The sequence below is a fragment of the Vogesella amnigena genome, from assembly GCF_042648905.1.
GTDB classification, from domain to species: domain Bacteria; phylum Pseudomonadota; class Gammaproteobacteria; order Burkholderiales; family Chromobacteriaceae; genus Vogesella; species Vogesella amnigena.
Genome location: NZ_JBHRYH010000011.1, coordinates 49,223 through 76,206, shown reverse-complemented (window position 1 = coordinate 76,206; position 26,984 = coordinate 49,223). Strand labels below are relative to the sequence as shown.

At 59.1% G+C, this 26,984-nt stretch carries 22 protein-coding genes; 5 read left to right on the top strand and 17 right to left on the bottom strand.

Annotated elements, in window-relative coordinates:
* The first annotated feature begins 78 nt into the window (after window positions 1–78).
* Window positions 79–405, top strand: coding sequence for a ribosome assembly RNA-binding protein YhbY (yhbY, locus tag ACFOKJ_RS05055; RefSeq protein WP_390277093.1), 327 nt, complete (start codon window positions 79–81; stop codon window positions 403–405).
* A gap of 66 nt (window positions 406–471) precedes the next feature.
* Here the strand turns inward: yhbY and ACFOKJ_RS05050 are convergent, their stop codons facing one another.
* The 8 genes from ACFOKJ_RS05050 to ACFOKJ_RS05015 form a co-directional block, all read right to left on the bottom strand.
* A complete protein-coding gene (locus tag ACFOKJ_RS05050; RefSeq protein ID WP_390277090.1) occupies window positions 472–903 on the bottom strand; it encodes a DUF4149 domain-containing protein in 432 nt (143 codons plus the stop codon).
* Between the two features lie 47 nt (window positions 904–950).
* A complete protein-coding gene (gene greA, locus ACFOKJ_RS05045; RefSeq protein ID WP_390277088.1) occupies window positions 951–1,427 on the bottom strand; it encodes a transcription elongation factor GreA in 477 nt (158 codons plus the stop codon).
* 145 nt (window positions 1,428–1,572) lie between these two features.
* Window positions 1,573–4,782 carry a carbamoyl-phosphate synthase large subunit gene (gene carB / locus ACFOKJ_RS05040; protein WP_390277086.1) on the bottom strand — a complete coding sequence of 1,070 codons (3,210 nt, stop codon included), beginning with the start codon at window positions 4,780–4,782 and terminating at the stop codon, window positions 1,573–1,575.
* Window positions 4,783–4,815: 33 nt separating this feature from the next.
* A complete protein-coding gene (leuE, locus tag ACFOKJ_RS05035; RefSeq protein ID WP_390277084.1) occupies window positions 4,816–5,466 on the bottom strand; it encodes a leucine efflux protein LeuE in 651 nt (216 codons plus the stop codon).
* A gap of 14 nt (window positions 5,467–5,480) precedes the next feature.
* Window positions 5,481–6,614: a glutamine-hydrolyzing carbamoyl-phosphate synthase small subunit gene (gene carA / locus ACFOKJ_RS05030; protein WP_390277081.1), complete on the bottom strand. Its 1,134-nt coding sequence runs from the start codon at window positions 6,612–6,614 to the stop codon at window positions 5,481–5,483.
* Window positions 6,615–6,978: 364 nt separating this feature from the next.
* Entirely contained in the window at window positions 6,979–8,763 is a 1,785-nt protein-coding gene (locus ACFOKJ_RS05025; protein WP_390277079.1) for an acyl-CoA dehydrogenase, read from the bottom strand.
* A gap of 326 nt (window positions 8,764–9,089) precedes the next feature.
* Window positions 9,090–10,022 carry an electron transfer flavoprotein subunit alpha/FixB family protein gene (locus ACFOKJ_RS05020; RefSeq protein WP_390277076.1) on the bottom strand — a complete coding sequence of 311 codons (933 nt, stop codon included), beginning with the start codon at window positions 10,020–10,022 and terminating at the stop codon, window positions 9,090–9,092.
* Window positions 10,023–10,025: 3 nt separating this feature from the next.
* Complete coding sequence (locus ACFOKJ_RS05015; RefSeq protein WP_390277074.1) at window positions 10,026–10,775, bottom strand: electron transfer flavoprotein subunit beta/FixA family protein; 750 nt, start codon at window positions 10,773–10,775, stop codon at window positions 10,026–10,028.
* 294 nt (window positions 10,776–11,069) lie between these two features.
* Here ACFOKJ_RS05015 and ACFOKJ_RS05010 point away from each other — a divergent pair, with 294 nt between their 5' ends.
* Both ACFOKJ_RS05010 and ACFOKJ_RS05005 read left to right on the top strand, forming a co-directional pair.
* Window positions 11,070–11,489 (top strand): MaoC family dehydratase, encoded by a 420-nt coding sequence (locus ACFOKJ_RS05010; RefSeq protein WP_390277072.1) that lies wholly within the window; start codon window positions 11,070–11,072, stop codon window positions 11,487–11,489.
* Entirely contained in the window at window positions 11,489–11,950 is a 462-nt protein-coding gene (locus ACFOKJ_RS05005; RefSeq protein WP_390277070.1) for a GNAT family N-acetyltransferase, read from the top strand. Before ACFOKJ_RS05010 ends, ACFOKJ_RS05005 begins: the two co-directional genes overlap by 1 nt.
* 29 nt (window positions 11,951–11,979) lie before the next feature.
* Here the strand turns inward: ACFOKJ_RS05005 and queG are convergent, their stop codons facing one another.
* Window positions 11,980–13,029, bottom strand: a complete 1,050-nt coding sequence (gene queG, locus ACFOKJ_RS05000) for a tRNA epoxyqueuosine(34) reductase QueG (RefSeq protein WP_390277068.1) — start codon at window positions 13,027–13,029, stop codon at window positions 11,980–11,982.
* 37 nt (window positions 13,030–13,066) lie between these two features.
* On the opposite strand from queG, the gene tsaE reads away from it, so the two are divergent.
* Both tsaE and ACFOKJ_RS04990 read left to right on the top strand, forming a co-directional pair.
* The gene (tsaE, locus tag ACFOKJ_RS04995; RefSeq protein WP_390277066.1) at window positions 13,067–13,555 is read left to right on the top strand and encodes a tRNA (adenosine(37)-N6)-threonylcarbamoyltransferase complex ATPase subunit type 1 TsaE; all 489 of its coding nucleotides are present in this window, start codon (window positions 13,067–13,069) and stop codon (window positions 13,553–13,555) included.
* Window positions 13,516–14,754, top strand: a complete 1,239-nt coding sequence (locus ACFOKJ_RS04990) for an N-acetylmuramoyl-L-alanine amidase (RefSeq protein ID WP_390277064.1) — start codon at window positions 13,516–13,518, stop codon at window positions 14,752–14,754. Before tsaE ends, ACFOKJ_RS04990 begins: the two co-directional genes overlap by 40 nt.
* Window positions 14,755–14,881: 127 nt before the next feature.
* Here the strand turns inward: ACFOKJ_RS04990 and ACFOKJ_RS04985 are convergent, their stop codons facing one another.
* The 8 genes from ACFOKJ_RS04985 to dnaG form a co-directional block, all read right to left on the bottom strand.
* A complete protein-coding gene (locus ACFOKJ_RS04985; RefSeq protein WP_390277062.1) occupies window positions 14,882–16,168 on the bottom strand; it encodes a fimbrial protein in 1,287 nt (428 codons plus the stop codon).
* Between the two features lie 288 nt (window positions 16,169–16,456).
* A complete protein-coding gene (locus ACFOKJ_RS04980; protein ID WP_390277060.1) occupies window positions 16,457–17,524 on the bottom strand; it encodes a fimbrial protein in 1,068 nt (355 codons plus the stop codon).
* Window positions 17,525–17,681: 157 nt separating this feature from the next.
* Window positions 17,682–20,198 (bottom strand): fimbria/pilus outer membrane usher protein, encoded by a 2,517-nt coding sequence (locus ACFOKJ_RS04975; protein ID WP_390277058.1) that lies wholly within the window; start codon window positions 20,196–20,198, stop codon window positions 17,682–17,684.
* Between the two features lie 107 nt (window positions 20,199–20,305).
* Window positions 20,306–21,046: a fimbria/pilus periplasmic chaperone gene (locus ACFOKJ_RS04970; protein WP_390277056.1), complete on the bottom strand. Its 741-nt coding sequence runs from the start codon at window positions 21,044–21,046 to the stop codon at window positions 20,306–20,308.
* A gap of 55 nt (window positions 21,047–21,101) precedes the next feature.
* Complete coding sequence (locus ACFOKJ_RS04965) at window positions 21,102–21,617, bottom strand: fimbrial protein (RefSeq protein WP_390277054.1); 516 nt, start codon at window positions 21,615–21,617, stop codon at window positions 21,102–21,104.
* A gap of 344 nt (window positions 21,618–21,961) precedes the next feature.
* Window positions 21,962–22,489 (bottom strand): fimbrial protein, encoded by a 528-nt coding sequence (locus ACFOKJ_RS04960; protein ID WP_390277052.1) that lies wholly within the window; start codon window positions 22,487–22,489, stop codon window positions 21,962–21,964.
* Window positions 22,490–23,206: 717 nt separating this feature from the next.
* On the bottom strand, window positions 23,207–25,135 hold the full coding sequence (gene rpoD, locus ACFOKJ_RS04955) for an RNA polymerase sigma factor RpoD (RefSeq protein WP_390277050.1): 1,929 nt from the start codon (window positions 25,133–25,135) through the stop codon (window positions 23,207–23,209).
* 69 nt (window positions 25,136–25,204) lie between these two features.
* Window positions 25,205–26,983, bottom strand: coding sequence for a DNA primase (gene dnaG, locus ACFOKJ_RS04950; protein ID WP_390277048.1), 1,779 nt, complete (start codon window positions 26,981–26,983; stop codon window positions 25,205–25,207).
* Between the last annotated feature and the right edge of the window lies 1 nt (window position 26,984).

Genomic DNA, 26,984 nt, shown 5'->3' with positions numbered 1-26,984 from the left:
CCTGCATCGAAAATCCCCGTTGGGGATTAAGATAAATTCGAGTAAAATTGCTTTTTAATCTGAAACTTGAAGCAATACATGAAAATCGAACTGACCCCTGTCCAGCGCCAATACCTGAAAGGTCTGGCCCACTCGCTCAACCCGGTGGTGATGATCGGCAACAACGGCCTGACCGAGTCGGTTATCCGCGAAATCGCCATCAGCCTGGATGCCCACGAGCTGATCAAGGTTCGCGTGCAAGGCGACGACCGTGACGCGCGCGTGGCGATGTACGAACAGATCTGCGACCAGCTTGACGCCGGCCAGGTGCAGCACATCGGCAAGCTGCTGGTACTGTATCGCCCGTCCGACAAGCAGCTGATCGAACTGCCCAAAAGCAAGAAGGCGCTGAAGGCTCGCCCGTAAGCTGCGGCCAGGTTTGCATGTAGAAAAAAGCGGTGGCATGCCACCGCTTTTTTGCTGGCTACCGTATCAGTTATCGTTACTCAGGATGTACATCAGCCCCATCAGGCTCTGCAGCAGGTAGATCAGGCTGGAAATGGCATGCCAGGTGCCAAAGCCGCCACCAAACAGGCCTTCCGCCGCATGGTTCATCTGCGCTTTCAGGCCGGCGATGATCGGGGTCACGGCAAAGTGGTTGATGATGAGGCATACCAACATGCCCACCAGCAGCCAGAACGGACCGCTTTTCAGTGCGCGGGCGCCGTTGCGCAGTACCAGCTCCACCATCAGGAACACGCCGCATACCAGGCCGACCCAGGCGATGGCAGCAAACATGCGGCCAGCCACCATGCCGGCGGTGGCATTGTTGAGCGCTGAAAACAGCACCGGCGCCACGATGATGCCTACCACCCACATCCCGCCTATCCACAAGGTGCGGGCAATTTCACGCAAACCGTTCATGCATCCCCCCTGCCGGCCTACTGGCCATGCACCGCTACAAGCGGCGCTCAGATATAGAGTACGTCCAGGATTTCGTATTCGCGGATGCCGCCAGGTGCCAGCACTTCGGCCACATCGCCGGCTTCCTTGCCGATCAGCGCACGCGCGATCGGCGAATTGATCGATACCTTGCCGTCCTTGATGTCGGCTTCATCGTCGCCCACGATCTGGTAGGTCACTTCGTCTTCGCTTTCCAGATCCAGCAGTTTTACGGTGGCGGCAAACACGATGCGGCCATCGGCATCCAGGTCGTTCGGGTCGATGATCTGGGCGTTGGAAATCTTGCCTTCCAGTTCGGCGATACGGCCTTCCACGAACGCCTGGCGCTCCTTGGCGGCATCGTACTCTGCGTTTTCGGACAGATCGCCATGGGAACGCGCTTCGGCGATAGCCTCGATTACCGACGGACGCTCCACGCTTTTCAGGCGCTGCAGCTCGGCCTTGAGCAGCTCGGCGCCACGCACGGTCAGCGGGGTCTTGATCATGATTCTGTATTCTCCGGGGGCAGTGCCGCCCCATGATAAAAGCGCAAGCCGCCGTACAGGACGGCGGCTTGGCGGACAATGTTTTCAGCGCGAATTGTAACGGGTATTTGCCTGCGGTTCAAAGGTTGGCCGCAGGCATTGCCATTTAACCCTGCACTTCGGCGTGCAGCTGCTGCACGCTGTAGACATCGAAATCGTCCACGTGCGACAGGCCCACGCACACTGCCTTGGCACCGGCCAGGGTGGTGTACTGCGGCACGCGCATCTGCAGCGCGGAGCGGCGGATGGCGTGGCTGTCCTGGATCGCCTGGCGCTTTTCGTCCACGGTGTTCACCAGCACGTCGATTTCACCGTTCTTGATCATGTCGACGATGTGCGGACGGCCTTCGTTCACCTTGTTGACGACCTGCACCACGATGCCGGCCTCGGCCAGCGCCTTGGCGGTACCGCGGGTGGCGCATACGCCGAAGCCCAGCTTCTGCAGTTCGCGCGCCACTTCCACGCCACCTTCCTTGTCGCTCTGACGCAGCGACAGGAACACCTTGCCGGTGCGCGGCAGACGGTCGCCGGCGGCCAGCTGGCTCTTGACGAAGGCTTCGGCAAAGGTGCGGCCAACGCCCATCACTTCACCGGTGGACTTCATTTCCGGCCCCAGGATGGTATCCACGCCCGGGAACTTGATGAACGGGAATACCGCTTCCTTCACCGCGTAGTACGGCGGTACCACTTCCTTGGTGAAGCCCTGTTCTTTCAGGCTGATGCCGGCCATGGCGCGGGCAGCGATCTTGGCCAGCGGCGCGGAAGTTACCTTGGAAACGAACGGCACGGTACGCGAGGCACGCGGGTTCACTTCCAGCACGTAGATGGTGTCGCGCTGGATGGCGAACTGCACGTTCATCAGGCCCACCACGTTCAGCGCACGGGCCATGGCTACGGTCTGGCGGCGGATTTCGTCCTGTACCGCCGGGAACAGGCTGTACGGCGGCAGCGAGCAGGCGGAGTCACCGGAGTGCACGCCAGCCTGTTCGATGTGCTGCATGATGCCGCCGATCACCACGTCGGTGCCGTCGGAGATGCAGTCAACGTCCACTTCGATAGCGTCGTTCAGGAAGCGATCCAGCAGCACCGGGCTGTCGTTGGATACCTTCACCGCTTCGCGCATGTAGCGCTCCAGGTCGGCCGGCTCGTGCACGATTTCCATCGCGCGGCCACCCAGTACGTAGGACGGGCGCACCACCAGCGGGTAGCCGATTTCCTCGGCCAGGCGCATCGCGTCCACCGGGTTGCGGGCAGTGCGGTTAGGCGGCTGCTTCAGGCCCAGGTCGTTCAGCAGTTGCTGGAAGCGCTCGCGGTCTTCCGCGGCATCGATCATGTCCGGGCTGGTGCCGATGATGGGCACGCCGTTGGCTTCCAGCGCGCGCGCCAGTTTCAGCGGCGTCTGGCCACCGTACTGCACGATCACGCCGAACGGTTTTTCCACGCGGCAGATTTCCAGCACGTCTTCCAGCGTCAGCGGCTCGAAGTACAGGCGGTCGGAAGTGTCGTAGTCGGTGGATACGGTTTCCGGGTTGCAGTTGACCATGATGGTCTCGAAGCCGGATTCGCGCAGCGACAGCGCGGCATGCACGCAGCAGTAGTCGAATTCGATACCCTGGCCAATACGGTTCGGGCCGCCACCCAGTACCATCACCTTCTTGCGATCGGTCGGTGCGGATTCGCACTCATCCTCGTAGGTGGAGTACATGTAGGCGGTGTTGGTGGCAAACTCGGCGGCGCAGGTATCCACGCGCTTGTACACCGGGTGCAGCTTGAGGCTCCAGCGATGCGCGCGCACGGCGGCCTGGTCGGTACCCAGCAGCTCGCCCAGGCGACGGTCGGAGAAGCCCTTGCGCTTCAGGCGACGCAGCTCGTCGTAGGCCAGGTTTTCCAGCTTGCGGCCAGCCAGTGCCTGCTCTTCGCCCACCAGGTCTTCGATCTGGGCCAGGAACCACGGGTCGATCTTGCTGACGGCGAAGATATCGTCACGGCTCATGCCGATACGGAAAGCGTCGGCTACGTACAGGATGCGTTCCGGTCCCGGTGCGCCCAGCTCGTGGCGGATGGCTTCTTCATTGCTGGTTACCGAGTTGAAGCCGGACAGGCCGGTCTCCAGGCCACGCAGCGCTTTCTGCATCGATTCCTGCAGGGTGCGGCCCATGGCCATCACTTCGCCCACCGACTTCATCTGGGTGGTCAGGCGATCATCGGCCTGCGGGAATTTCTCGAAGGCGAAGCGCGGGATCTTGGTAACCACGTAGTCGATGGACGGCTCGAACGAGGCCGGGGTAGCACCGCCGGTGATCTCGTTGCGCAGCTCGTCCAGGGTGTAGCCCACCGCCAGCTTGGCGGCGACCTTGGCGATCGGGAAGCCGGTGGCCTTGGAGGCCAGTGCCGAGGAACGCGATACACGCGGGTTCATCTCGATCACGATCATGTCGCCGGTATCCGGGTTCACCGCGAACTGCACGTTGGAACCGCCGGTATCCACACCGATTTCACGCAGCACTGCCAGCGAGGCATTGCGCATGATCTGGTATTCCTTGTCGGTCAGCGTCTGCGCCGGGGCCACGGTGATGGAGTCGCCGGTATGCACGCCCATCGGGTCGAAGTTTTCGATCGAGCAGATGATGATGCAGTTGTCGTTGCGATCGCGTACCACTTCCATCTCGTACTCTTTCCAGCCGAGCACGGATTGTTCGATCAGCAGTTCGTGGGTCGGCGAAGCTTCGAAACCGCGCTCGCAGATGGCCAGGAACTCTTCCTTGTTGTAGGCGATACCGCCGCCGGAGCCGCCCATGGTGAAGGACGGGCGGATCAGGGTCGGGAAGCCGACCTTGCTCTGCGCTTCCAGCGACTCTTCCATGGTGTGACACACGAAGGACAGCGGGCAGGACAGGCCGATCTTGGCCATGGCCTCCTTGAAGCGGCCACGGTCTTCCGCCTTGTCGATGGCGTCTTCGGTGGCGCCGATCAGCTCGACCTTGTATTGCTCCAGCACGCCATTGCGCGCCAGGTCCAGTGCGCAGTTCAGCGCAGTCTGGCCGCCCATGGTCGGCAGGATCGCGTCCGGACGTTCCTTGGCGATGATCTTTTCCACCACCTGCCAGGTAATCGGCTCGATGTAGGTGACGTCGGCCATGTTCGGGTCGGTCATGATGGTGGCCGGGTTGGAGTTCACCAGGATGACCTTGTACCCCTCCTCGCGCAGCGCCTTGCAGGCCTGGGCGCCGGAGTAGTCGAATTCACACGCCTGGCCGATAACGATCGGGCCGGCGCCAATGATGAGAATGCTCTTGATATCAGTACGTTTCGGCATCGTATTCGCTCAATTCAATTCTAATGTTTCAGTTCACAGGCTCGCTGCGGCCAACTTGGCGCCAAAACCGACAAACATCGCACCCACCGTGCCGGACAGCGACGCCGCCAGCTTGCGACGACGGCGGAAGGCCTCCGCCAGGCGGAAGCCGGCCACGATGATGGTGGTCAGGTACAGTGCGCTGAAGCACTGCAGGATGCCGCCGAGAATGGCAAAGGTGATGGCAGGGTAGGCGTAGGCAGGATCGACAAACTGCACGAAGAAGGACACGAAGAACAGGATGGCCTTGGGGTTCATCAGGCTGATTACCAGCGCGCGGGTAAATGGCGCGGCTGCGTTCACGGCTTTCGGAGCCTGTTTTTCTTCTCTGTTCTTGCCTGCGGAGCGCATGGCGCGCAACGCGTTCAGCAGCATGTTGATGCCGATCCAGGCCAGGTAGCCGCCGCCGAGGTATTTCACCACGGCGAACACTGCCGGATATGTCTTCAGCAAGCCTGCCGCGCCAGTGGCGGCGAGTGTCATCAGGATGAAGTCGCCGACAAAAACGCCGGCGGCTCCGGCAAAACCGGCCCGCAGTCCGCGCTGGGCGGCAACGGACAGCACGTACATGGAGTTGGGCCCCGGCAGCAGCACAATGAAGATGGTGCCGAGGATGTAAGTGGTCAGGTCGGTAATGCCAAACATGATGCGCTCCTTGATCAGGCGGTCTTGCGTTCAGCCATGGCAGCGATGAAGCGGTCGAACAGGTAGGCCACGTCTTCCGGCCCCGGGCTCGCTTCCGGGTGACCCTGGAAGGAGAACGCTGGGCGATCGGTCAGCGCGATACCCTGCACGGTGCCGTCAAACAGCGAGCGGTGCGTCACGCGAACGTTGGCCGGCAGGCTGGTTTCATCCACCTGGAAGCCGTGGTTCTGGCTGGTGATCATCACGCGGCCGGAGTCCAGATCCTGCACCGGGTGGTTGGCACCGTGGTGGCCGAACTTCATCTTGGAAGTGTTGGCGCCGGTGGCCAGACCCAGCAGCTGGTGACCCAGGCAGATGCCGAATACCGGCAGCTTGGTGTCCAGAATCTCGCGGATGGCGGTGATGGCGTAGTCGCATGGCTCCGGATCGCCCGGGCCGTTGGACAGGAACACGCCGTTCGGATTCAGCGCCAGCACGTCCTTGGCCGGGGTCTTGGCCGGCACCACGGTCAGCTTGCAGCCGCGTTCGGCCAGCATGCGCAGGATGTTGTGCTTCACGCCGTAGTCGTAAGCCACCACGTGGAATGGGGTGTCGGTCTGGGCGGTGTAGCCCTGGCCCAGACGCCATTCGCGGGTGTTCCACTGGTACGGCTGCTCGCAGGTAACGACCTGGGCCAGATCCTGGCCGGCCATGCTGCCGAAGCCGCGTGCCAGCTCGATAGCCTTGGCTTCATCGATCTCGCCTGCCATGATGCAGCCGGCCTGGGCGCCTTTTTCGCGCAGCAAACGGGTGAGCTTGCGGGTGTCGATGTCGGCGATGGCAACGACATTGTTCTTCTTGAGGTAATCGGACAGCGAGTCTTCCGCGCGAAAGTTGCTGTGCAGCAGCGGCAGATCACGGATGATCAGGCCGGATGCGAAAACGGCGCGGGACTCGGTATCTTCCGAGTTCGCGCCGACGTTACCAATATGCGGATAAGTCAGGGTGACGATCTGCCGGGTATAGGACGGATCAGTGAGGATCTCCTGGTAACCGGTAATGGCGGTATTGAAAACCACCTCTCCGACGGTGTGGCCATTGGCACCGATGGCTACGCCTTTGAACAGCGTGCCGTCAGCCAAGGCAAGAATCGCGGGTACGGTTGTCACTGGCTGGCTCCTGAAAATAGTGTTTTTTTAATCACTTATACAACAAACGGGACACCGCGCGGCTTGCGCATGTCCCGTTCGGATAAACTTTTCGATTGTAACACGAAATTCGTTTTCGGCAAGCCGTCCAGGCGGGCAATCGGGGTAAATTCCTAGTTTTACGCTGGCGTCAGCCAGGCTGACGCGTACGTCAATACAACACATTCCCCCTCCTGAAGATAGCAATGTCGCGCTTGCCACCCGGCGTGGCCGCCCCTGGCAGTGCTTCCCCAGCTGGCAATTCAGCTGGCGGCATGCCCCTTTCGCGCGACAGAAGGGGCCTGCCGTTTTGCGCCCCGGCGTTGCCGGGGCAGAAGCTATCAACTTAGAACAGGCTTTCGTCCAGTTCCAGCACGCTGTCGGCACCTTCGACGATAGCCGCAGCCAGGCCTGCCACCTGCGGCAGCAGATGCTCGGTGTAGAAGCGCGCGGTGACGATCTTGGCGGCCAGGAACTCTATATCGACACCTTCATCGCCCTGCTGCGCGCGGGCGATCAGCGCGGCGCGGCCCATCATCCAGCCGCCAAGCACAATACCCATCAGCTTGAGGAATGGCACTGAACCAGCAGCAGCCAACGCAGGCTTGTCGCCGAAGGTGTTCAGGATGAACGCTACGCAGCGTTCCGCTTCTTTCGCCGCCGCTTCAAGGTTGGCCGCCATGCTGGCGTAACCGGCTGCGGCCAGCTTGCCGGCAGTCACCCGCACCTCTTCCAGCAGCCAGCGCGCGGTGGCACCGTCTTCCGCCGCGGTCTTGCGGCCGATCAGGTCCAGCGCCTGAATGCCGGTGGTGCCTTCGTAAATAGCGGTGATGCGCGCATCGCGGTAGTACTGCGCCACGCCGGTCTCTTCGATGAAACCCATGCCACCATGTACTTGCACGGCCAGGCTGGTGATTTCGTTGGCCTGCTCGGTGTTCCACCCCTTCACGATCGGGATCAGGAAGTTGACCAGCGCCTGATTGCGCGCGGCCTCGCTGGCCACCGGGTGACGCGCGGCGCGGTCGAGGGCAGCTGCAGCATAGTAAGCCAGTGCACGTTGCGCCTCGATCTGCGCTTTCATGGTCATCAGCATGCGGCGCACGTCCGGGTGACGGATGATGGGCACGCCAGCCGGGTCAGGGCTGCCGACGGCGCGGCTCTGCACGCGCTCGCGGGCATACTCTACCGCCTTCTGGTAGGCACGCTCGGATACCGCCATGCCTTCCACACCCACGCCCAGGCGGGCGTGGTTCATCATGGTGAACATATAGCCAAGGCCCTTGTTGGCTTCGCCCACCAGGTAGCCAATGGCGCCGCCTTCATCACCAAAGCTCATCACCGCGGTGGGGCTGCCGTGAATACCCAGCTTGTGCTCCAGCGACACGCAGCGCACGTCGTTGCGCGCGCCCAGGCTGCCGTCGGTATTCACCAGATACTTGGGCACGATGAACAGCGAGATGCCTTTCACCCCAGCCGGCGCATCCGGCAGACGGGCCAGCACCAGGTGGACGATGTTGTCCGCCATATCATGCTCGCCCCAGGTGATGAAAATCTTCTGGCCACTGATCTTGTAGCTGCCGTCGCCCACCGGCACGGCCTTGCTGCGCACCTGCGCCAGGTCGGAGCCGGCTTGTGGTTCGGTCAGGTTCATGGTGCCGGTCCATTCGCCGCTGGACATGCGCGGCAGGTAGACGGCTTTCAATTCGTCGGAGGCATGGTGGTTGATGGCCTCCACCGCGCCCAGGGTCAGCAGCGGTGCCAGCGAAAACGCCAGGTTGGCCGCACACCACATTTCCTCGGCGGCAATCGCCACCAGGGCCGGCAGACCCTGACCACCATAATCAGCTGGGGCGCGCAGGCCCACCCAGCCAGCCTCCACATACTGCTGCCATGCGTCCTTGAAGCCTTCGGCTGCAGTAACGCTGAAATCCGGCGACCACTTGGCGCCCTTGTCGCCATTGCGGTTGATTGGGGCCAGTACGTTTTCGGCGAACTTGGCGCCTTCTTCCAGAATGGCGTCGGTCAGTTCGACGCTGCAGTCTTCGTAGCCTGGCAGCGTGCAGATAGCCGGCAGTTCCGCCAGTTCGTTGAGGGCGAAGCGAATGTCCTTGCTTGGTGCCTTGTAGATCATGGGTACAGCTCCTCTATATAAAGCCTTCATCGTGCAAAAAAGCCGGCCATGCTGTCCGCCAACGGACATGCCCGCTGCCGCTAAGGCAGCTGGTATTCCCCAGACGAACCGGTCATGGCCGGCTTTCTTGTATGGCGTGGCACCGTGGCACCATGCCTTGTTTTATGGGTGCTACGAGTGGGTGCCTCGAAAAACCCGGATTTCTAAGCGAGACAAGGCGCGAGCAAAAAATTCCGACGCAGCATATGGGTGATATGTAAGGAGGAATTTTTTGTGAGCAACGCAGAATCGCAACGAAAGCCGGAGTTTCTCGAGGTGCCCGGGTATTACTTGGACAACTCTGCAATCAGCTCCGGCACCACGGTGAACAGGTCACCCACGATGCCGTAGTCGGCCACCTGGAAGATCGGCGCTTCTTCGTCCTTGTTGATCGCCACGATCACCTTGGAGTCCTTCATGCCGGCCAGGTGCTGGATGGCACCGGAAATGCCTACTGCCACGTACAGCTGCGGCGCTACGACCTTGCCGGTCTGGCCAACCTGGTAATCGTTCGGCGCGTAGCCGGCATCCACCGCGGCGCGGGAAGCACCAACGGCAGCGCCCAGCTTGTCGGCCAGCGGCTCGATCACCGCCTTGAACTGCTCTTCGGAACCCAGCGCGCGGCCACCGGATACGATGATCTTGGCAGCACCCAGTTCCGGGCGGTCGGACTTGGTCAGCTCCTGGCCGACAAAGCTCGACAGCGCGGCATCGGCAGCGGCGGCAACGCTTTCCACGTTGGCCGCACCACCGGTAGCAGCTGCTTCGAAGGCAGTGGTGCGCACGGTGATTACCTTGATGCTGTCGGACGACTGCACGGTGGCCAGTACGTTGCCGGCGTAAACCGGACGAACGAAGGTATCGGCGGATTCGATGGCGATGATGTCGGAGATCTGCGCCACGTCCAGCAGTGCAGCTACGCGCGGCAGCAGGTTCTTGCCGTAAGAGGACGCCGGCGCCAGCACGTGGCTGTAGCCCTTGGCCAGATCCACTACCAGCGGCGCCAGATTCTCGGCCAGGCCGTGTGCGTAGGCTGCACTGTCGGCGAGCAGAACCTTGGCCACGCCGGATACGGACTTGGCGGTATCGGCAGCAGCCGCGGCGTTGTGGCCGGCCACCAGCACGTGCACCTCGCCCAGCTTGGCGGCGGCGGTGATGGTGTTGAGGGTGCCTGCTTTCAGGCTCTGGTTGTCGTGTTCAGCGATAACGAGAATAGCCATGGTTTACAGCACCTTTGCTTCGTTCTTGAGTTTGGCCACCAGTTCGGCAGCGTTGGCTACCTTGATGCCGGCGGAGCGCTTGGCCGGTTCGGCCACTTTCAGAGTCTTCAGACGCGGGGAGGCATCCACGCCCAAATCGGCCGGGGTGGTCTTGTCCAGCGGCTTTTTCTTGGCGGCCATGATGTTGGGCAGCTTGACGTAGCGCGGCTCGTTCAGGCGCAGGTCGGTGGTTACCACTGCCGGCAGGCGCAGCTTGACGGTTTCCAGACCGCCATCCACTTCGCGGGTCACGTCCACGGTTTCTGCAGCTACATCCACTTTGGAAGCGAAGGTGCCTTGCGCCCAGCCCAGCAGCGCGGCAGTCATCTGGCCGGTCTGGTTGGCATCGTCATCAATGGCTTGCTTGCCGACGATCAGCAGCTGCGGCTGTTCCTTGTCGGCAACCGCCTTCAGCAGCTTGGCTACCGCCAGCGGCTGCAGTTCGGCATCGGTTTCCACCAGGATGGCGCGGTCGGCGCCCATGGCCAGTGCGGTGCGCAGGGTTTCTTCGCACTGCTTCACCCCCATCGATACCACCACGATCTCGGTGACCTTGCCGGCTTCCTTCAGGCGCACGGCTTCTTCCACCGCGATTTCGTCGAACGGGTTCATCGAAAACTTGACGTTGGCGACATCCACATCGGTGCCGTCGGCCTTGACCCGCACTTTCACGTTGTAATCCACAACGCGTTTCACAGCGACTAGAGCTTTCATATTCCTCCAGCGAACTCTCTGATTGAAACAGCCCGTTCCGGGTGCCGCGCGACAGGCGTCAGCCACGAAATAAAACGAGCGTTTAATTGGTAGATTGACTACAAAGCAACTGCAGTACAACAGGGGTGGGGTGATATTACGCGATTTCCCCACAATTTGCATTTGAGGGAAAGCATGCAAGAATGCACTGCAACATTGAAGTCGTCATAACAACAAGATACAGGCAGGAGCAAACGCTGGCAGGGGTATCACCCGCGCCGCAGCCCTTTCACTTACTCTGTACAGGAAGCCTCCATGACGGTTTATTTCGAAGACATCAAGCTCGGCGACAGCGCCGAATACGCCAAGACCATCACCGAAGCCGACATCCTGATGTTTGCCGCAGTATCCGGTGATGACAACCCGGTGCACATCAATCAGGAATATGCCGAAGCCTCGATGTTCAAGACCCGCATCGCGCACGGCATGCTCACCGCCGGCCTGATCTCCACCGTGGTGGGCACCCGCCTGCCGGGCAACGGCACCATCTATCTGTCGCAATCCACCAAGTTCAAGGCGCCGGTCAAGCTGGGCGAAACCGTTACCGCGCGGGTGACCGTTACCGAGCTGGACCCAGTGAAAAAGCGTGTCAAGTTCGCTACCGAGTGTTTGGTGAAGGGCAAGGTAGTGCTGGAAGGCGAATCGCTGGTCATCGCACCGTCGCGCGCCGGCTGATGGGTACGCTGCGCATTGTGCGCCTGTGCGACGAGCACGGGCGCATCGTGGAGCCTGCACTGCTGGCTGACGCCCTGCCGGTGCACCGCCAGCTGCGGCCGATGCTGCCGGAGTCGGCGGATGCCTATCTTGGCAAGATGGCGCGCATCTGCAGCTATGGCGCCAGGCTGATTGCCGCACTGGATGGCAATGACCGCGTGTTGGCGCTTGGGCTGTACCGGGTCTACGAGAACACCTACGAAGACATGCGCCTGTACCTGGACGATCTGGTTACCGACGAGAACGTCCGCTCGCAGGGTGTGGGCCGCCGCATGCTGGACTGGTGCGAGGCGGAGGCCCGCGCGCTGGGCTGTGGTTACCTGGTACTGGATTCCGGCACCTGGCGCACCGCGGCGCACAAGCTGTATCTGCAGTATGGCTTCGTGATCTCTTCGTTTCACTTCACCAAGCCATTACCGTGAGGTGCCGGGTTGGCCGCATGCGGCCGACCTTATTGCCTGTCTGCCGCCTGCAACTGCCGTTGCAGTGCCCAGCGCACCGACTCTTGCACCCGCTCGTCGGCATGGTTCAGCCGTGATTGCAGTGCCGCCACGATGTCGGCGGCGTAAGGCGCATTGCCCAGGCCGATTGCCAGATTGGATAGCCACTTGGCGTAGCCGATGCGGTAGATCGGGCTGCCGGCCATACGTGTCTGGAAGGTTGCTTCATCCCAGCCGAACAGTTCCAGCAGGCTGCTGTCATCAAGCCCGTGGCGCACGGCGAAATCCGCCTCCGCCGTCGGAACTGCAAAGCGGTTCCACGGGCAGGCCAGCTGGCAGTCGTCACAGCCGTATACCCGGTTGCCGATCAGTGGCCGCAGCGGCTCGGGAATCACGCCCTTGAGCTCGATGGTGAGGTAGGAGATGCAGCGCCTGGCGTCCACCTTGTACGGCGCCACGATCGCGCCGGTGGGGCAGATATCGATGCAGCGCGTGCAGCGCCCGCAGTGACCGGGTTCACTGTCGTCCTCTGGCAACGGCAGGTTAGTCAGTATCTCGCCCAGAAAGAATAGCGAGCCCTGCTGCTTGTTGATCAGCAAGGTATGTTTGCCACGCCAGCCCATACCTGCTTGTGCGGCCAACGCTACCTCGGCCAGCGGCGCGCTGTCGGTAAATACCCGGAACTGATGTGCCGGGTCGGCTGCGCTGATGCGTTCAGCCAGTTTTTGCAGTCGATTGCGAATTACCTTGTGATAATCGCGCCCCAGCGCATAACGTGAAATATAGGCCTTGGCGCCATCGGCCAGAATCGCCTCTGCCTGCCGCGCCTCGGCTGGCCAGTAGTGCATGCGCAGGCTGATCACGCGCAGCGTTCCCGGCACCAGTTCGGTGGGGCGCAGGCGCAGGGCGCCATGGCGTGCCATATAGTCCATCTCGCCATGACAGCCTTCGGCCAGCCATGCGGCCAAGGTGGTTTCCGCCTCTGCAGGCAGCACGGCACGGGTGATGCGGGCCTCGGCAAAGCCAAGCTCTAGCGCCCATGCCTTGATTTGGTGAGCCAAATGGCGATAATTCTCGTTTTTACCGGACATTTCATTCATGGCGACGGATCATACCAGTGTCGAAGGCTTTCTCGCGGATGAGGCCGCCACGCTGCAGCTGGGACAGCAAGTCGCTGCCTGCCTGCAGGCCGGGCTGCAGTTGCAGCTGCACGGCGACCTTGGCGCCGGCAAGACCACCTTCACCCGTGGCCTGCTGCGCGGGCTCGGCCACGCCGGCCGGGTGAAAAGCCCGACTTACACGCTGGTGGAAAGCTACCCGCTGCCGGCCATGACGGTGCATCATTTTGATTTATACCGTTTCAGCGATCCCCGGGAGTGGTACGACGCCGGCTTTGCCGACTATCTTGCCGCGGATACCGTGTGTATCGTCGAATGGCCACAGAAAGCAGAGGGCGTTCTGCCCCAAGCCGACCTGACGCTGGAACTCGGCGTCGCCGGCGAAGGTCGCAACTACCGTCTTGCCGCTCACAGTGAAACAGGATCAGCATGTCTCAGCCGCTTCCAGACCTTGACCGCCGCAAACTGATAGGGGCCGCCGCTGCCACCTTTCTGCTCACCGTCAGCCGGGTCGGCATCGCCGCCGGCAGCCAGATCGTGGCGGTGCGAGTGTGGCCATCGTCCACCTATACCCGCGTCACCATCGAAGCTAGCAGCGAGGTGCGTTACAAGCATTTCTCCCTCGCCAACCCCAATCGCCTGGTGGTGGACCTGATCGGCGTACAGCTCACCAATGTGCTGCAGGACCTGGGTAAGCAGATCCAGGGGGCTGACCCGTTCATCCGCATGGCGCGCGCTGGCCAGTTCAATGCTGAAACCGTACGGCTGGTGTTCGACCTGCGTAACGAGGTGAGGCCACAACTGTTCTCGCTGAAACCGGTAGGCGAGTATCAGCACCGCCTGGTGCTGGATCTCTACCCGGCGGATGCGCAGCAGGACGACCCGCTACTGGCGCTGCTGGAGGATTACAACAAGGGGCAGTTGGACAACAGCGCCCCGCGTGGCGGCAAGGACAAAGGTGGCATCAACCGTACCCTTACCATTGTCATCGACCCCGGCCACGGCGGCGAAGACCCTGGCGCGGTAGGTCCCAGCGGCATTCGCGAAAAAGACGTGGTATTGAAAATCAGCCGCCAGCTGAAAAAACTGATCGATGCCGAGAAGAATATGCGCGCGGTGCTGACGCGGGACGAGGATGTGTTCCTGCCACTGGGGGTGCGGGTGGCCAAGGCGCGCAAGCTGAATGCCGACCTGTTCATCTCGGTGCATGCCGACGCGGTGGATAATCGTACCGCTCGCGGTTCTTCAGTGTTTGCGCTGTCGGAAAACGGCGCCACCAGTACCATGGCGCGTTACCTTGCCAAGACCCAAAACGACGCCGACATGGTGGGCGGCGTGAAAATCGGCGGTAAGGACAAGTACCTGGCGCACACGCTGTTCGACCTCACCCAGACCGCCACCATCAACGACAGTCTGAAACTGGGCAAGTCGGTACTGAGCAAGATGGGCGGCCTCAACAAACTGCACAAGGACAAAGTGGAACAGGCCGGCTTTGCGGTGCTGAAGGCGCCGGATATTCCTTCCATCCTGGTGGAAACCGCCTTCATCAGCCACCCGGAAGAAGAGCAAAAACTGATCAGCGCCGATTTTCAGCAGCAGATGGCCGATGCCATCCTGTCCGGTGTGCGCAGCTATTTTGCCCAGGGGGCAGCGGTCGCCAGAATCTGAGTGCCAACCGCTTGCTCAACATCAGGGCTAGAGCGCCGGGCTTGCCACCAGCGGTAGCGGCTGCCCGGCACTGACTTGCATATGCAGACAAACGTTATCTGTAAGCACGGCATGGCCGGGCAGTGATTCACTCGTAGAACATGGTAAGGGTTGCGGTTGCTGAGACCGTACCTGGCTGCAGCGCCGGTGCACCGCTAGGGCGATAATAGCGTGTGGCCAAGGGCAGCTTTACCGGCACATAGCTGCTGCCGGTGGTATCGGTTAGCAGCTTCTTGGTACCCAATGGCAACGGCACGGTTGGCGAACTCTGCCGGGTCAGCAATTGCACTGCTACGCCCTGGGCGGTGCCAGTTGGGCGGATCAGGCTGGTGTAGCCAGCGTCGTACTGGTTGCCATCTACCCGGTAAGACACCTTGGTATTATTGCAAACCATGTTGATATCGAATGGCGTGATGCCTGCAGCGGTATCCGCCGCTGGTAAAGCCGTATTGGCAACTTTGGGCAGCACTACGGTGACATTCGGGTTGCTGATCGCACAGGTCAGGGTGGTGATATTGACATCATTGGAAATGAACATCTTCGCCGAAAGTACGCCACCAGAGCCGTTGGGGGCATTGTTGCCGCCATACCATACCTCTGCAACTGTTCCTGACAGGCTTAGTAAGCCAGGCGTAATCGGGCCGGTTTTGTATAGAGAGACCTGGAAATCCGCCGAATTACGGAAATAGGTACCGGTAATCTGATTCCAGTAGGTTTTTTGCGCTGTGGTATATACCGGCTTGGCAATGGTAGTGGAAGGGCTCGCCGCATTATCGTAAAACATGATGGCGATGCCGATGCCGGGTATGTTGGTGTTGTATATGGTTGGCAGTCCACCAGGGTAGCCAGATTGGGCAGTGGCACCGGACAGCGGCCCTCCTGTTACCAGGCCCCACTCATAATCGCTCGCGGTGGGGGTGCATTCGATGGTGTTGACAGTGCTATTTCCTAGTCGCGGACTTTGCCACAGCAAGCCATTTGCCTTGTCACGCGGAATACTCAGGCTGGCCGGCACATTGATGGTGACTCCTGGGTAGATCCCCCCTATGTTGCTGCACCCCGCATTGGCAGCACCGGTATATGCCAGCAGTGCCAGCGGGATGGCAAGCCACCGCTGTGAGCGGCGTGCGCGCAACGGCTGCGAGGAGGGTACCCGCCAACAAACGCGGGCGGAGCTTGGCGCTGGCGTGGGAGAGCCAGTTGTCAGCAAATGCTGAACAAGCGTTTTGACGGATAGTTTCATAGCGATCACATATCGAATTGACGACGGAATTTTCACAGCTTTGCGAAAATAAGCCAAACGCTTGTTTGCCTGTAGCGGCAAACTCTTAAAAATAGTCCTATCGATTTCAAATAAGAATTTTATCCATGCCATTGATATTTTTTATGAAATTGGGAATGTCAATGACATTTTGGGAAATCGCTGCTGCACTCCTCGTGTGTCAACAGTGATTGCAATATAGCCATGACATCGTGGATGACAATGCATGCAGACGCGGTGTTGCTGTGAATGGCATGTCGTACGCATAGTGAATGATGCATACTTAGCGGTATGAGAGGGGCGTCGGCTTTGTCGGATGCCAGCCAAGCTGGTAAAAACAAAAACGCCCCGGCATTCGCAGGGGCGTGTTAAGGCTCCGACTAGTAAAGCCGGAAGGGGAAGTTACTGATACAGCATGTTCAGCGCGACGCTGCCATTCACCGTGCCGGGAGTCGCAGCCGCAACCGAACCCGGCTGATGGTACTGGACGGCCAGCTTGATAGTTTGCTGGACATTGCTTTGACCTGTGGTATCTGCCAAGAAATATTTCTGAATGCCATCCAACGCCAAAGCGTTATTCGTGGCCCGGTCGCGCAACTGTAGCCTGACACCGCTTGCCGTGCCGGTGGGGATCAGCAATGTATAGTTGTCTGCTTGGAAATTACCAGACAACGTGTAGTACACCTTGGTGCCGCTGCAGTTCATCGGGATATCAAAATTGGTCCGGCCTGCGGCAACACCAGGGCCGAGCGCTTTGACTGAAATCTTGGGGAGTGGCACGTTGATAATGGAATTGGCAAGCTGGCAGGTGGGAACGGTAATTGGAAAGTCGCTATTAAAGCGCAATATTGTCGACTTGACACTACCTGCCGCACCTGGCGCATTGCCTCCCCCATACCATACTTCAGCATAGGTACCAGCCATATTGAGGCTCCCGCCTGCAGAAATAGGGCCAGTCTTGACTAGCTGTAGCTGAAAGTCATGAGCATTGCGATATGTCCATGGGACATATAGTGTCTTCCAGTAGGTTTTATTGCCAAAGGAGTAAAGAGGTAATCGCGATGGTGTCTCAGGTACACTGGCATCATCATAGAAATACAAGGCGACGCCAATGCCGGGAATATTGCTTTGGTAAACCACCCGACTAGGGGCCGGGTATGATGGTGAACCGCCAACATTGCTGGCAATCGGCCATCCGGTAATCGGGCCGCTTAATATCACGCCCCATGAATAATCTGTTGCGGCACCAGTGCACTGTATCGTGTTGATAGGGCCGGAATTTCCAAGCCGTGCACTAGTCCAGATTGCATCACCAACATTGAACTGGTCACGTGGGACGCTAAGCGAAGCGGGTAATGTAAAGCTTAGGTCTGGAATGTAGCCTCCAATATTGCTACACGAGGCATAAGCAGACATTGGCAGCGCCAAAATAGCGCATCCTGCCATCAAGAATTTGTTGGCGGTTTTCATGATTATCCGATATTGATAGTAATGAATAGATATGCGGCGCATCAAAAAATAATGACAATAACTATGTTGGCCGCAACTACAATCGCTACAGTAAAAACCCAAAATGGGTACTACAGGTAGCGGGCTGCGCCCGCTACTGTTGATTTACTTGCTTAATTTACTCACATACCGATTCAGCGTTACGGATGCCGCCGTTGTTCTGGCTATCCGCTGGCAACTGATAGCGGAAGTTGCAGCGCTGCTTGTCACCGTTACCCCACTTCGCCTGCAGCAGTTTGCCTTCCAGGCCTCGCAGGAAAGTACGGCCGGACTGGCCAACCATGGTAATGCCTTCGCCATTTTCGGCCAGCACGTCCGCACCCAAAGGCACGCTCTCGCCGGATTTCAGCTTCAGGTTCACCATTACCGCCTTGCCAGAGGTGGTGGGGAACTTGAGCATGACAATGGCGCCGGAGTTCGGGGCAATAGACACCGAACTGGACTGCAGCTCCACGTCATCGCTCATGCCTTTTGGGTCGATGCTGACATCGTTCATGCGATAGGGCTGCAGGTTGGTGGCAACCGCATAGCCGCTGCCATCGATACGGGTACCAGGCATATTGCCAACCGCTGCTCCTTCGGCGCCCTTGGCCTCGATCACCGCCATGGTTTCGCCTACTGATTGCGCCAGGGTGATGCCGCCTGGGTGGAATACCATGCCGCCAGAGAGCCCCAGCATCTGCTGTGAACTGGTGCTGGACTGGCTGAAGCTGCCAGACAGGGTGCCTTTGCTGCCGGCATAACTGGCATAGGCACCATAGCTTTCTGTATTGCTGTTATTGCTGTGGCTGCCGTTGGCGTAGGCCGAGTAGCTGAGGTTGCGTAGTTCGCCCGCAGTGCCGCTGATGGATACCTGCTGCGAGCGGTTGTGGTCGCTATCGCTGCTGTAACTGGCGGTAAGCATTGGCGAAGTCGGTACTTTCTCCAGCGGAATGCTGACACTCAGCATGTACTGATTGGTGTGTTCGCCAGTGGCACTCTTGGTACGGCTGGCGGTGACGCCGTAGCTCAGCCATTTGCGATAGGTGTTGTTGTAATTCAGGATGTACTGAGTATCGCGACCGCTACGATCCCAGTATTCCTGAGTCGCGCCGGTCAGTGTCAGGCTGCCCCAACCTTCGGCAAACGGCTGGTTCATGTTGATGGTGAAGCGACTCTTCATCGGCTGATAGCGGGCACCATATTGCTGAGCGTAGTTGAAGTCGCTGAACTCCATGAAGCCCTCGGTAGAGTAGCGGTATGCGGCCAACATCAGGTTGGTATTGGTGGCATTCAGCAACTTGCTATAGGTCAGCCGATAACTCTGGCCCTGCAATTGATGTGGCAGCGCCTGGGTATTGGAGTCGAACAGCGCTTGCGAATGGGTGACATCCACCGCGAATGCCCCCAGGTCGGAGCTGACGGCTGCGCCCATTACCGCAGAAAAATAGCGGCTGGACCCGAGGGCGCCACCGAACATAGTCACACTATTGTTGATACCACGCTGGTAGGTACCTTGCACAAAGCTGGGGTGCGGTGTACCTCTGCCAGCATACAACTCACCGGCAGCCAAGCTATAGCGGCTGAAGCCGGGGCGCAGCAGCTGTGGCACGGAGGCATAAGGCATGGTGAATTGCTTGACGCGGCCATCGGCTTCGGTGATGGTCACTTCCAGATCGCCGGCATAGCCAGAGTTGTACATATCGTCGATCTGGAACTGGCCCGGCGGAACGGTGGTTTCGTAAACCGTGTTCTTGCCTTGCTTCACTGTCACCGTGGCATTGCTGTCCGCCACGCCACGAATCACTGGTGCATAGCCGGTTTGCGAATCTGGCAGCATGCGATCATCGGAGCGTAACAGCATGCCGCGGAACGGCACGGAACTGAAGAATTCGGAAGGGGTGTAGGTTTCCCCCAGGGTCAGGGTAGAGTGCCAATCGGGCAAATCGCGTTGTGCGTAAGTACTCAGCCGCTGGTAGCGAGCGGTCTGATCCGGGCCGGACAGTTGCTGTGTCAGCGCGCTGCTGTGGCGTAAGCGCCATACGCCCAGATTGATACCAGCCTGAGCGCTGAGGAAGTACTGGCTGCTGGTGGCGCCGTCATCCGGATTGTTGCGTGAGGCATTCAGGTTGTAATTCAGGAAACCGGCCAGCGGTACACCAGGTGACCACAGGTCCGGGCTGACATAGCCGCGTGCCTGACGGCGCAGGTAAATCTGCGGCATGCTGACATCCATGCGCAGCTCCCCGCTGTTGAAGCTGATAGCGGCTCCCGGCAATTGCTGAACCAGATCGATGCAGTCACCCGCAGGCAGAGCTTGCAGTGTCTTGGCGTCCGGTACGCGTGTGTAGTCCAGGTTCAGGTCGGTGAGCAGGGCGGGAGTAAAGCAGATATAGCTACCGCCGGATTTGTTATCGCGCACCTGGATATCGCGGCGGGCTACCCAGTAGTCGTTGACATACAAATCCACCCGGTAGCTGCCAGGCAGGGCGGTGTTGGCATTGCTGAAACGCTGCAGCATGCTGCCCTTGCTCTCCGCCGGCAAGTCCACCAGCGAGTTGTTGAACTCGACATCATTCAGTGCGACTTGTGTTGCTTCTGCTGTTGCGGCGTTAGCCGACTGCAGTTGATAGCCAAACACTCCCAGCAACAGCATGGTTAACGGCTTGAGAACATAATGGCGACGGGGCCGCTGGCATGATTTCATTTTCATATTCTGTTACCTGCTGATGAGCGTGCTGCACGCTGTCGCGGGATCGTTCTTTATAGTTTGGGTTGCGCGGATAGTTCTACCGGGCCGCCATAATCATTTACTGCTTCGTATTTAACGGTGCAATTGCTGTTGACTGCTGGTTTGCCTTTCAGGCCCGGAACAACAAAGTCCGCCGAGCCAAATGGCAATACCATGCCGCCAACTGTTTTGTACTGCTGGCCGCTTACCTCGATTGCCGCGGAGTTCATGGATACCGAATACGCGCTATTGTTTTCCGCGCGCAATACCATGCCCTTGCCCTGGCTCACCAGGCTCCATTTCAAGCCGCGGGCGGCTTCGTCCGGGGTGCCGGGCAGCTTGCTGGGGCGGTAAAACAATTTAATGCGGGAACGAATGGCCAGTTGGATATAGTTGGCATCCGCATCTTTGGGTACTGGTGGCACATCCAGCACGTTCAACCAGAATACTGTTTCGCGGTCGGCAGGTAGGTTTTCGCCGGTAAAAATCAGGCGAATGGATTGGCCTTTGGCCGGGTCAATCCGGGAAATGGGGGGAGTGATCAAAAATGGGGCATCAGCCTTAGTGGGGCTGGACTTTTCATCGCCACGGTCGGCCCAGACTTGTACCAGCGCCGGCTGGGTACCAACATTATCGAGCTTGACGGTAACTTCGCGGTCGCTTTGGCGGTATACCACGCGAGTGCCGGTAATCACTACATTGGCGTGACTGGTTTCCGGCACGGCCGCAACTATTGCCGTTACCGCGCTAACTAAGGTAAGCAGTTTTTTCATCTTGGATCAGCCAGAAATCACCCGGGCCAGGGCGGCCCGGGTGGAAGCATTGCGCTTAGTTGTAAACCAGAGAGTAGGTGGTGCTAGAGGACACCAGACCAGCAGTGGTGGTACCAACAGCTTTGTACTGTGCAAAGTAAGTCAGCTTGCCGGAACCAGTGGAGATATCGGCGGTGACGTTATCTTGGGTTGCTGCCGGCTGGTTCAGATCCAGTACGACATCGTTGGCGTTTTTCAGCTGAATCTCAACGTTGGCGGCGCCACCGGCAACGGTGTTCTTCAGGTTGCCATTGATGGTGTTGTTAGGACCTTGCTCGAAGAAAGCCTTGGCGGTGGAGCCGGAGCATGCGGTCAGATCCATTGTGAATGCGGTGCTGCCACCGGTAGCGGAACCGGTCACGGTGGCGGTAGACAGGGTCGGCAGGGTAACGACGATATCACCAACGCCACCATTGATGGTGCAGGTGAGCGTTTTCAGTTCACCGTTGATGGTCACTTTGCCGTCGGATGCCATGGCAGCGGCGGAGGAGAGGGCCAGGCCAACAGCCAGTACGGTAGCGAGTTTTTTCATGTAAAGCTCCATGAAGTTATCCGAACAGGGTTCGGTTGGTAAACGGTCACCCAGTAGGGGCGACCAGAAAATATTATTTATTTGGTGCGGCGTAAGAAAATGCAATTGTTTTTAATGTGAGCTCAATAAAATAAGAAGGTCCGTATTTTACGTGCTGAATTGCTGGTGCTTGCTTGCGATAATAGTAGTGAGCTGGATGTGCGTTGTTGTTAGGATCGATCTTAAAGATTGTTCCTAATTTTCTATTGCTGGCGATGTATTTTCTGGAGTTTTGCTTTGTTTGGAAACAAAAAGCCCATGCAGTTTGGCATGGGCTTTTTTGGTGCTAAGGCTGGTAAATCAACTTACTGGTAGTGGATGCTGTAGTTGATGCTGGCATTTACCGAACCAGGGGTGACAGTGCCAAAAGAGTAATACTGTGCATAATAGGTTAGTGTTCCAGCGCCACTGACCAGTGGAACCAGCTGGGCTGATTGAGGCTTGTCGATGTTGTCGTTGGGGTTGATGAGTGCATAGTTGGAGTCCAGCAATTCCAGCGAAACATTGGTGGCAGTGCCAGTATTGAGCAGGCGACCTACTGCACTAACGCCGCTGCCAGTACCCGGTTCAAAGTAGGCGCGCGCGCTCTTGCCGGTGCTGTTGGTGCAGCCAGTCAAGGCAATCTGGAATTGGGTGCGGCCAGCAGTTTGGCCACTGGGAAGCGCAGTGGTGGGTACTTTTGGCAGATTGACGGTGATGTTTTTCGTGCCGCTATTAATGGTGCAGGTAACAGCAGAGACTTCGCCAGTAATATTGATGGTGCCATCGGATGCAAATGCCGACGAGGCAGCCAGGACCATGCCAATGGCTAGTACGGAAGAGAGTTTTTTCATGTGATGGCTCCAGAATAAAGAATAAAATACCCGTCAACAATGGCATAAAGTCAATTTACTGAATAACCAATAATTAATAATTGCAAAAATAAAATCAAAATGGCTATTGTGGCGGGTAATTCTTGCCGCAGAAGTTTGATCGACTTCTGACTGCTTCTGTCTATGGTAATGCGCAGGTGGCTATCTACTCGTTAGGAATGTGCTTAAATGAAGTGTTTGTGATACGGGCATGCTGGCAATAGTCATCAGTTTCGACTGTTGGCTGGTGTTGGGGTTGCCGGTGGGGGCAATGGCAGAGCTGGGAATAAGAAAAAGCCCCCCAACAAGGATGGTTGGGGGGCTTGGTATTGGTGGGCCCGGAGGGGCTCGAACCCTCGACCAAAGGATTATGCTTACCACTACGGCTTTCGCCGCCCCTTTCGGGTTTGTGGTCTGGACTATACCTTCCCATTACAGGCTGGCCGTCTAGTCTCTACACCTTCTCCCGCGTGGCGGGAGCTTGGCTCGGTATTGGCAGCTCCAGCAGGAGGGTAGCTTTCACCGAATTTGACCAGTTCTACCTGTTGCCAGAGTGAACTTGGCAGCAGGCAACCCATGGGAAACTTGCCATGCACGCTAATTATTGCGCAAACGTGGTTAGGCTTGTTTCGTTAAGTCCTCTGCTCTAACCGACTGAGCTACAGGCCCGGAAAACGCGAATTATACCAGAAGCAAGCGTTATTGGTTGCCCGGCTCGTTATCGAGGAAGCTGCGCAGGCGCTCGGAACGGGTCGGGTGACGCAGCTTGCGCAGGGCCTTGGCCTCGATCTGGCGAATACGCTCGCGGGTAACGTCGAACTGTTTACCCACTTCTTCCAGCGTGTGGTCGGTATTCATGTCGATACCGAAGCGCATGCGCAGTACCTTGGCTTCGCGCGGGGTGAGCGAGTCCAGCACTTCCTTGGTGGCATCGCGCAGGCTGGCGTACATGGCGGCTTCTGCCGGGGCCACGGTTACCGAGTCTTCGATGAAGTCGCCCAGGTGGGAGTCGTCATCGTCGCCGATCGGGGTTTCCATCGAGATAGGTTCTTTGGAAATCTTCATGATCTTGCGGATCTTGTCTTCCGGCATCTCCATCTTTTCCGCCAGCTCGGCCGGGTCCGGTTCACGGCCGGATTCCTGCAGAATCTGCCGGCTGATGCGATTCATCTTGTTGATGGTTTCGATCATGTGCACCGGAATACGGATGGTGCGTGCCTGGTCGGCGATGGAGCGGGTAATGGCCTGGCGAATCCACCAGGTGGCATAGGTGGAGAACTTGTAGCCACGGCGGTATTCGAACTTGTCCACCGCCTTCATCAGGCCGATGTTACCTTCCTGGATCAGGTCGAGGAACTGCAGGCCGCGGTTGGTGTACTTCTTGGCGATGGAAATCACCAGGCGCAGGTTGGCCTCGATCATTTCGCGCTTGGCCAGGCGTGCCTTGGTTTCGCCGGAGGACATCTGGCGATTGATTTCTTTCAGCTGCTCGATGCTCATCAGTGCCTGCTGTTGCAGGTCGGCGATCTTGCTTTGCTTCTCGATGATGGCGTATTTGAAGCGGGTCAGGGTTTCCGACCAGTTCTTGCCGCTATCGATTTCCTTCTCTACCCAGTCCAGATTGCATTCATTGCCGGGGAAAGATTTGATGAAATGGTCGCGGCCCATGCGTACGCGGGTCACGCAGATATCCTGGATTTCACGTTCCAGCTTGCGAATGCCGTTCACGCGTTCACGCAGCTTGTCGCACAGGCTTTCGATCTGGCGAGTGGAGAAGCGGATGCCCATGAACAGTTCGGTAATGGCTTCCTGCGCTGCCTTGTATTCCTTGCTGGCAAAGCCATGCTTTTCGCGTGCGGCCAACAGGGCGTTGTACTGTTCGCGCATCAGGGCGAAGTGAGCGAGAGCTTCCTGCTTCAGCTCTTCCAGGTTGGCTTCGTTGACGGCTGCGGCATCATCCACGCTGTCGTCTTCGTCCTCTTCCTCGGCGTCTTCTTCTTCCTCGGCGTCGTCAACGGCCGGCTCGCTGAATTCGACTTCTTCGGCGGTTTCCGCTTCCGGGTCGATCATGGCATCGATGACTTCGTCGATGCGCAGCTCGCCAGCCTCCACTTGCTCGATCAGCGCCAGCACTTCGGCTACCGAACCCGGGCAGGCGGACAGCGCCTGAATCATGAACTTCAGGCCTTCCTCGATGCGCTTGGCGATAACGATTTCGCCCTCGCGGGTCAGCAGTTCCACCGAGCCCATTTCGCGCATGTACATGCGTACCGGGTCTGTGGTACGGCCGAACTCGGAATCCACGGACGACAGCGCTGCTTCGGCCTCTTCCACTGCATCTTCGTCGGCTACCGGTGGGGTAGCGTCGGACATCAGCAGGGTTTCGGCGTCCGGTGCTTCTTCGTACACCTGGATGCCCAGGCCGCCGATCATGGTGACGATGTTTTCGATCTGTTCGGCATCGGAAACGTCTTCGGGCAGGTGGTCGTTGATCTCAGCGTAGGTGAGGTAGCCACGTTCCTTGCCCAGCGCGATCAGCTGGCGCAGCCGTTTGCGCTGCTCTTCCAGGCTCATCGGCTCGGTTGCCGGTTCGTTGTTCTGTTTCTTGGTATCGGGAGATAACGCCATTTGGTTTCCTGCTCGAAAAAGCCGAAAAAAACAATTGATTATAACACAAGTCCGTGGCCGCCGTCCGGGTCAGGGGCTTGTCCTGGTGCGTCTGGCAAGCAAGGTTCGTAACAATTGCAATTCTTCCTTGCTGAGGTGTTCATAGCCCTTGTTGGACAGCGCGGTGACCAGCTCGTTGTCGTAGCGTGCCATCAGGCGTTCAAAGCCGTGGATGAAGTTTTCCTTGTCGCGCTCATCAGGGTTGGCGAACTCTTCCGGCTCGCGCAGGGATTCCTGCAGCACCGAGTCAATCACCCCTTCATGCTCGCTGTGGCGGAATGACTCCGCCAGCTGGGCGCTGCTGGGTGCATGCTCGCTGCTCTGAATGCGCTCGATGATGGCGACCAGAGTGGCCATTTCGCCTTCGTACAGCTGGCTTTCGCGTACCTGGATGTCGTGCGCCCAGGCCGGGTTCATCAGCGCCCATTTGATTTCGCGGCGCACCATTGGCGTGCTGCTGGGGCGGTTGGAGTCACGCGGCAGCTGGTAGTGGCGACGGCCCTTGCGCTCGGCGCGCGGTTTGCCCAGCAGCATGTCCAGTTCGTCGACATCTACTTGCGCTAGCTCAGCGAGGCGCTTTCTGATGATATAGCCCAACATGGGGGCGGCTATCTGCTCCAGCAAGGGTTTGGCTTGCTTGATCAGCTCGGCGCGGCCCTCGGGGGCGGCCAGATCGATGTCGCTGCACAGTTGGCGGATGAAGTAGGCGGACAGAGGGATGCTCTGTTCCTTCAGCGCCTGCTCGAAAGCTTCACGGCCGAATTCGCGGATATAGCTGTCTGGGTCGTGCTCCTGCGGCAGGAACAGAAAGTGCAGCGCCTTGCCGTCCACCAATTGCGGCAGGCTGTTTTCCAGGGCGCGCCAGGCGGCTTTCTGGCCAGCCTTGTCGCCGTCGAAGCAGAAGTACACCTGGTCGGCATGGCGCAGCAGCTTGCGTACATGCTCGCCGGTCGTGGCGGTGCCTAGCGTGGCCACGGCGTAGCCCACCTCGTACTGGGCGAGGGCCACCACGTCCATATAGCCCTCCACCACCAGCACCGCGCCGGCGTTGCGGATGGCCTGGCGGGCTTCGTACAGGCCGTACAGTTCACGGCCCTTCTCGAACAAGGGTGTCTCGGGCGAGTTGAGGTATTTGGGCTCGCCCTTGCCGAGTACGCGGCCGCCAAAGCCGATGATGGCACCGCGCTGGTTGCGGATCGGGAACATCACCCGGTCGCGGAAACGGTCGTAGCGCCGGCCACTGTCTTCGGCCACGATCACCAGCCCGCTGTCCACCAGCGCGCTGTCGTTGTAGTCGCTGACCACGGCTTCCAGGTTCTGCCAGCCGTCCGGGGCGTAGCCCAGGCCGTAGCGGGCGGCGATCTCACCGGTGAGGCCGCGGCCTTTCAGGTAGGCGATGGCGTTGGGCGCGCTTTTCAGCTGCTGCTTGTAGAAGGCGGCGGCACGACTGAGGGCGTCTTCCAGTGACAGTTGCTTGGCGCGCGCGGCGCGAACGGCCTCAGGGTTGGCCGCACGCTCTTCCTGCGGCACCGGCATGCCGATGCTTTCCGCCAGGAACTTCACCGCATCCACAAACGGCAGGCCCTGGTACTCCATGACGAAGCCGATGGCGGAGCCATGCGCGCCGCAGCCGAAGCAGTGATAGAACTGCTTGCTGGGACTGACGGTGAAGGAGGGGGACTTTTCCTTGTGGAACGGGCAGCAGGCCATGTAGTTCTGGCCGCCCTTTTTCAGTGGGACGTAACGATCCACCACGTCGACGATGTCGACGCGGGCAAGCAGTTGATCAATGAAATCCTGCGGGATCATG

Excerpts from the sequence above, each read along its gene's own strand:
- carB (WP_390277086.1), bottom strand. The coding sequence starts at position 4,782 with ATGCCGAAACGTACTGATATCAAGAGCATTCTCATCATTGGCGCCGGC.
- ACFOKJ_RS04985 (WP_390277062.1), bottom strand. The coding sequence starts at position 16,168 with ATGGCATGGATAAAATTCTTATTTGAAATCGATAGGACTATTTTTAAG.
- ACFOKJ_RS05010 (WP_390277072.1), top strand. The coding sequence starts at position 11,070 with ATGACGGTTTATTTCGAAGACATCAAGCTCGGCGACAGCGCCGAATAC.
- ACFOKJ_RS04980 (WP_390277060.1), bottom strand. The coding sequence starts at position 17,524 with ATGAAAACCGCCAACAAATTCTTGATGGCAGGATGCGCTATTTTGGCG.
- ACFOKJ_RS05050 (WP_390277090.1), bottom strand. The coding sequence starts at position 903 with ATGAACGGTTTGCGTGAAATTGCCCGCACCTTGTGGATAGGCGGGATG.
- ACFOKJ_RS05015 (WP_390277074.1), bottom strand. The coding sequence starts at position 10,775 with ATGAAAGCTCTAGTCGCTGTGAAACGCGTTGTGGATTACAACGTGAAA.
- leuE (WP_390277084.1), bottom strand. The coding sequence starts at position 5,466 with ATGTTTGGCATTACCGACCTGACCACTTACATCCTCGGCACCATCTTC.
- ACFOKJ_RS05020 (WP_390277076.1), bottom strand. The coding sequence starts at position 10,022 with ATGGCTATTCTCGTTATCGCTGAACACGACAACCAGAGCCTGAAAGCA.
- ACFOKJ_RS04990 (WP_390277064.1), top strand. The coding sequence starts at position 13,516 with ATGTCTCAGCCGCTTCCAGACCTTGACCGCCGCAAACTGATAGGGGCC.
- yhbY (WP_390277093.1), top strand. The coding sequence starts at position 79 with ATGAAAATCGAACTGACCCCTGTCCAGCGCCAATACCTGAAAGGTCTG.
- ACFOKJ_RS04960 (WP_390277052.1), bottom strand. The coding sequence starts at position 22,489 with ATGAAAAAACTCTCTTCCGTACTAGCCATTGGCATGGTCCTGGCTGCC.
- ACFOKJ_RS05005 (WP_390277070.1), top strand. The coding sequence starts at position 11,489 with ATGGGTACGCTGCGCATTGTGCGCCTGTGCGACGAGCACGGGCGCATC.
- ACFOKJ_RS04970 (WP_390277056.1), bottom strand. The coding sequence starts at position 21,046 with ATGAAAAAACTGCTTACCTTAGTTAGCGCGGTAACGGCAATAGTTGCG.
- dnaG (WP_390277048.1), bottom strand. The coding sequence starts at position 26,983 with ATGATCCCGCAGGATTTCATTGATCAACTGCTTGCCCGCGTCGACATC.
- tsaE (WP_390277066.1), top strand. The coding sequence starts at position 13,067 with ATGGCGACGGATCATACCAGTGTCGAAGGCTTTCTCGCGGATGAGGCC.
- ACFOKJ_RS04975 (WP_390277058.1), bottom strand. The coding sequence starts at position 20,198 with ATGCTGTTGCTGGGAGTGTTTGGCTATCAACTGCAGTCGGCTAACGCC.
- ACFOKJ_RS04965 (WP_390277054.1), bottom strand. The coding sequence starts at position 21,617 with ATGAAAAAACTCGCTACCGTACTGGCTGTTGGCCTGGCCCTCTCCTCC.
- greA (WP_390277088.1), bottom strand. The coding sequence starts at position 1,427 with ATGATCAAGACCCCGCTGACCGTGCGTGGCGCCGAGCTGCTCAAGGCC.
- ACFOKJ_RS05025 (WP_390277079.1), bottom strand. The coding sequence starts at position 8,763 with ATGATCTACAAGGCACCAAGCAAGGACATTCGCTTCGCCCTCAACGAA.
- rpoD (WP_390277050.1), bottom strand. The coding sequence starts at position 25,135 with ATGGCGTTATCTCCCGATACCAAGAAACAGAACAACGAACCGGCAACC.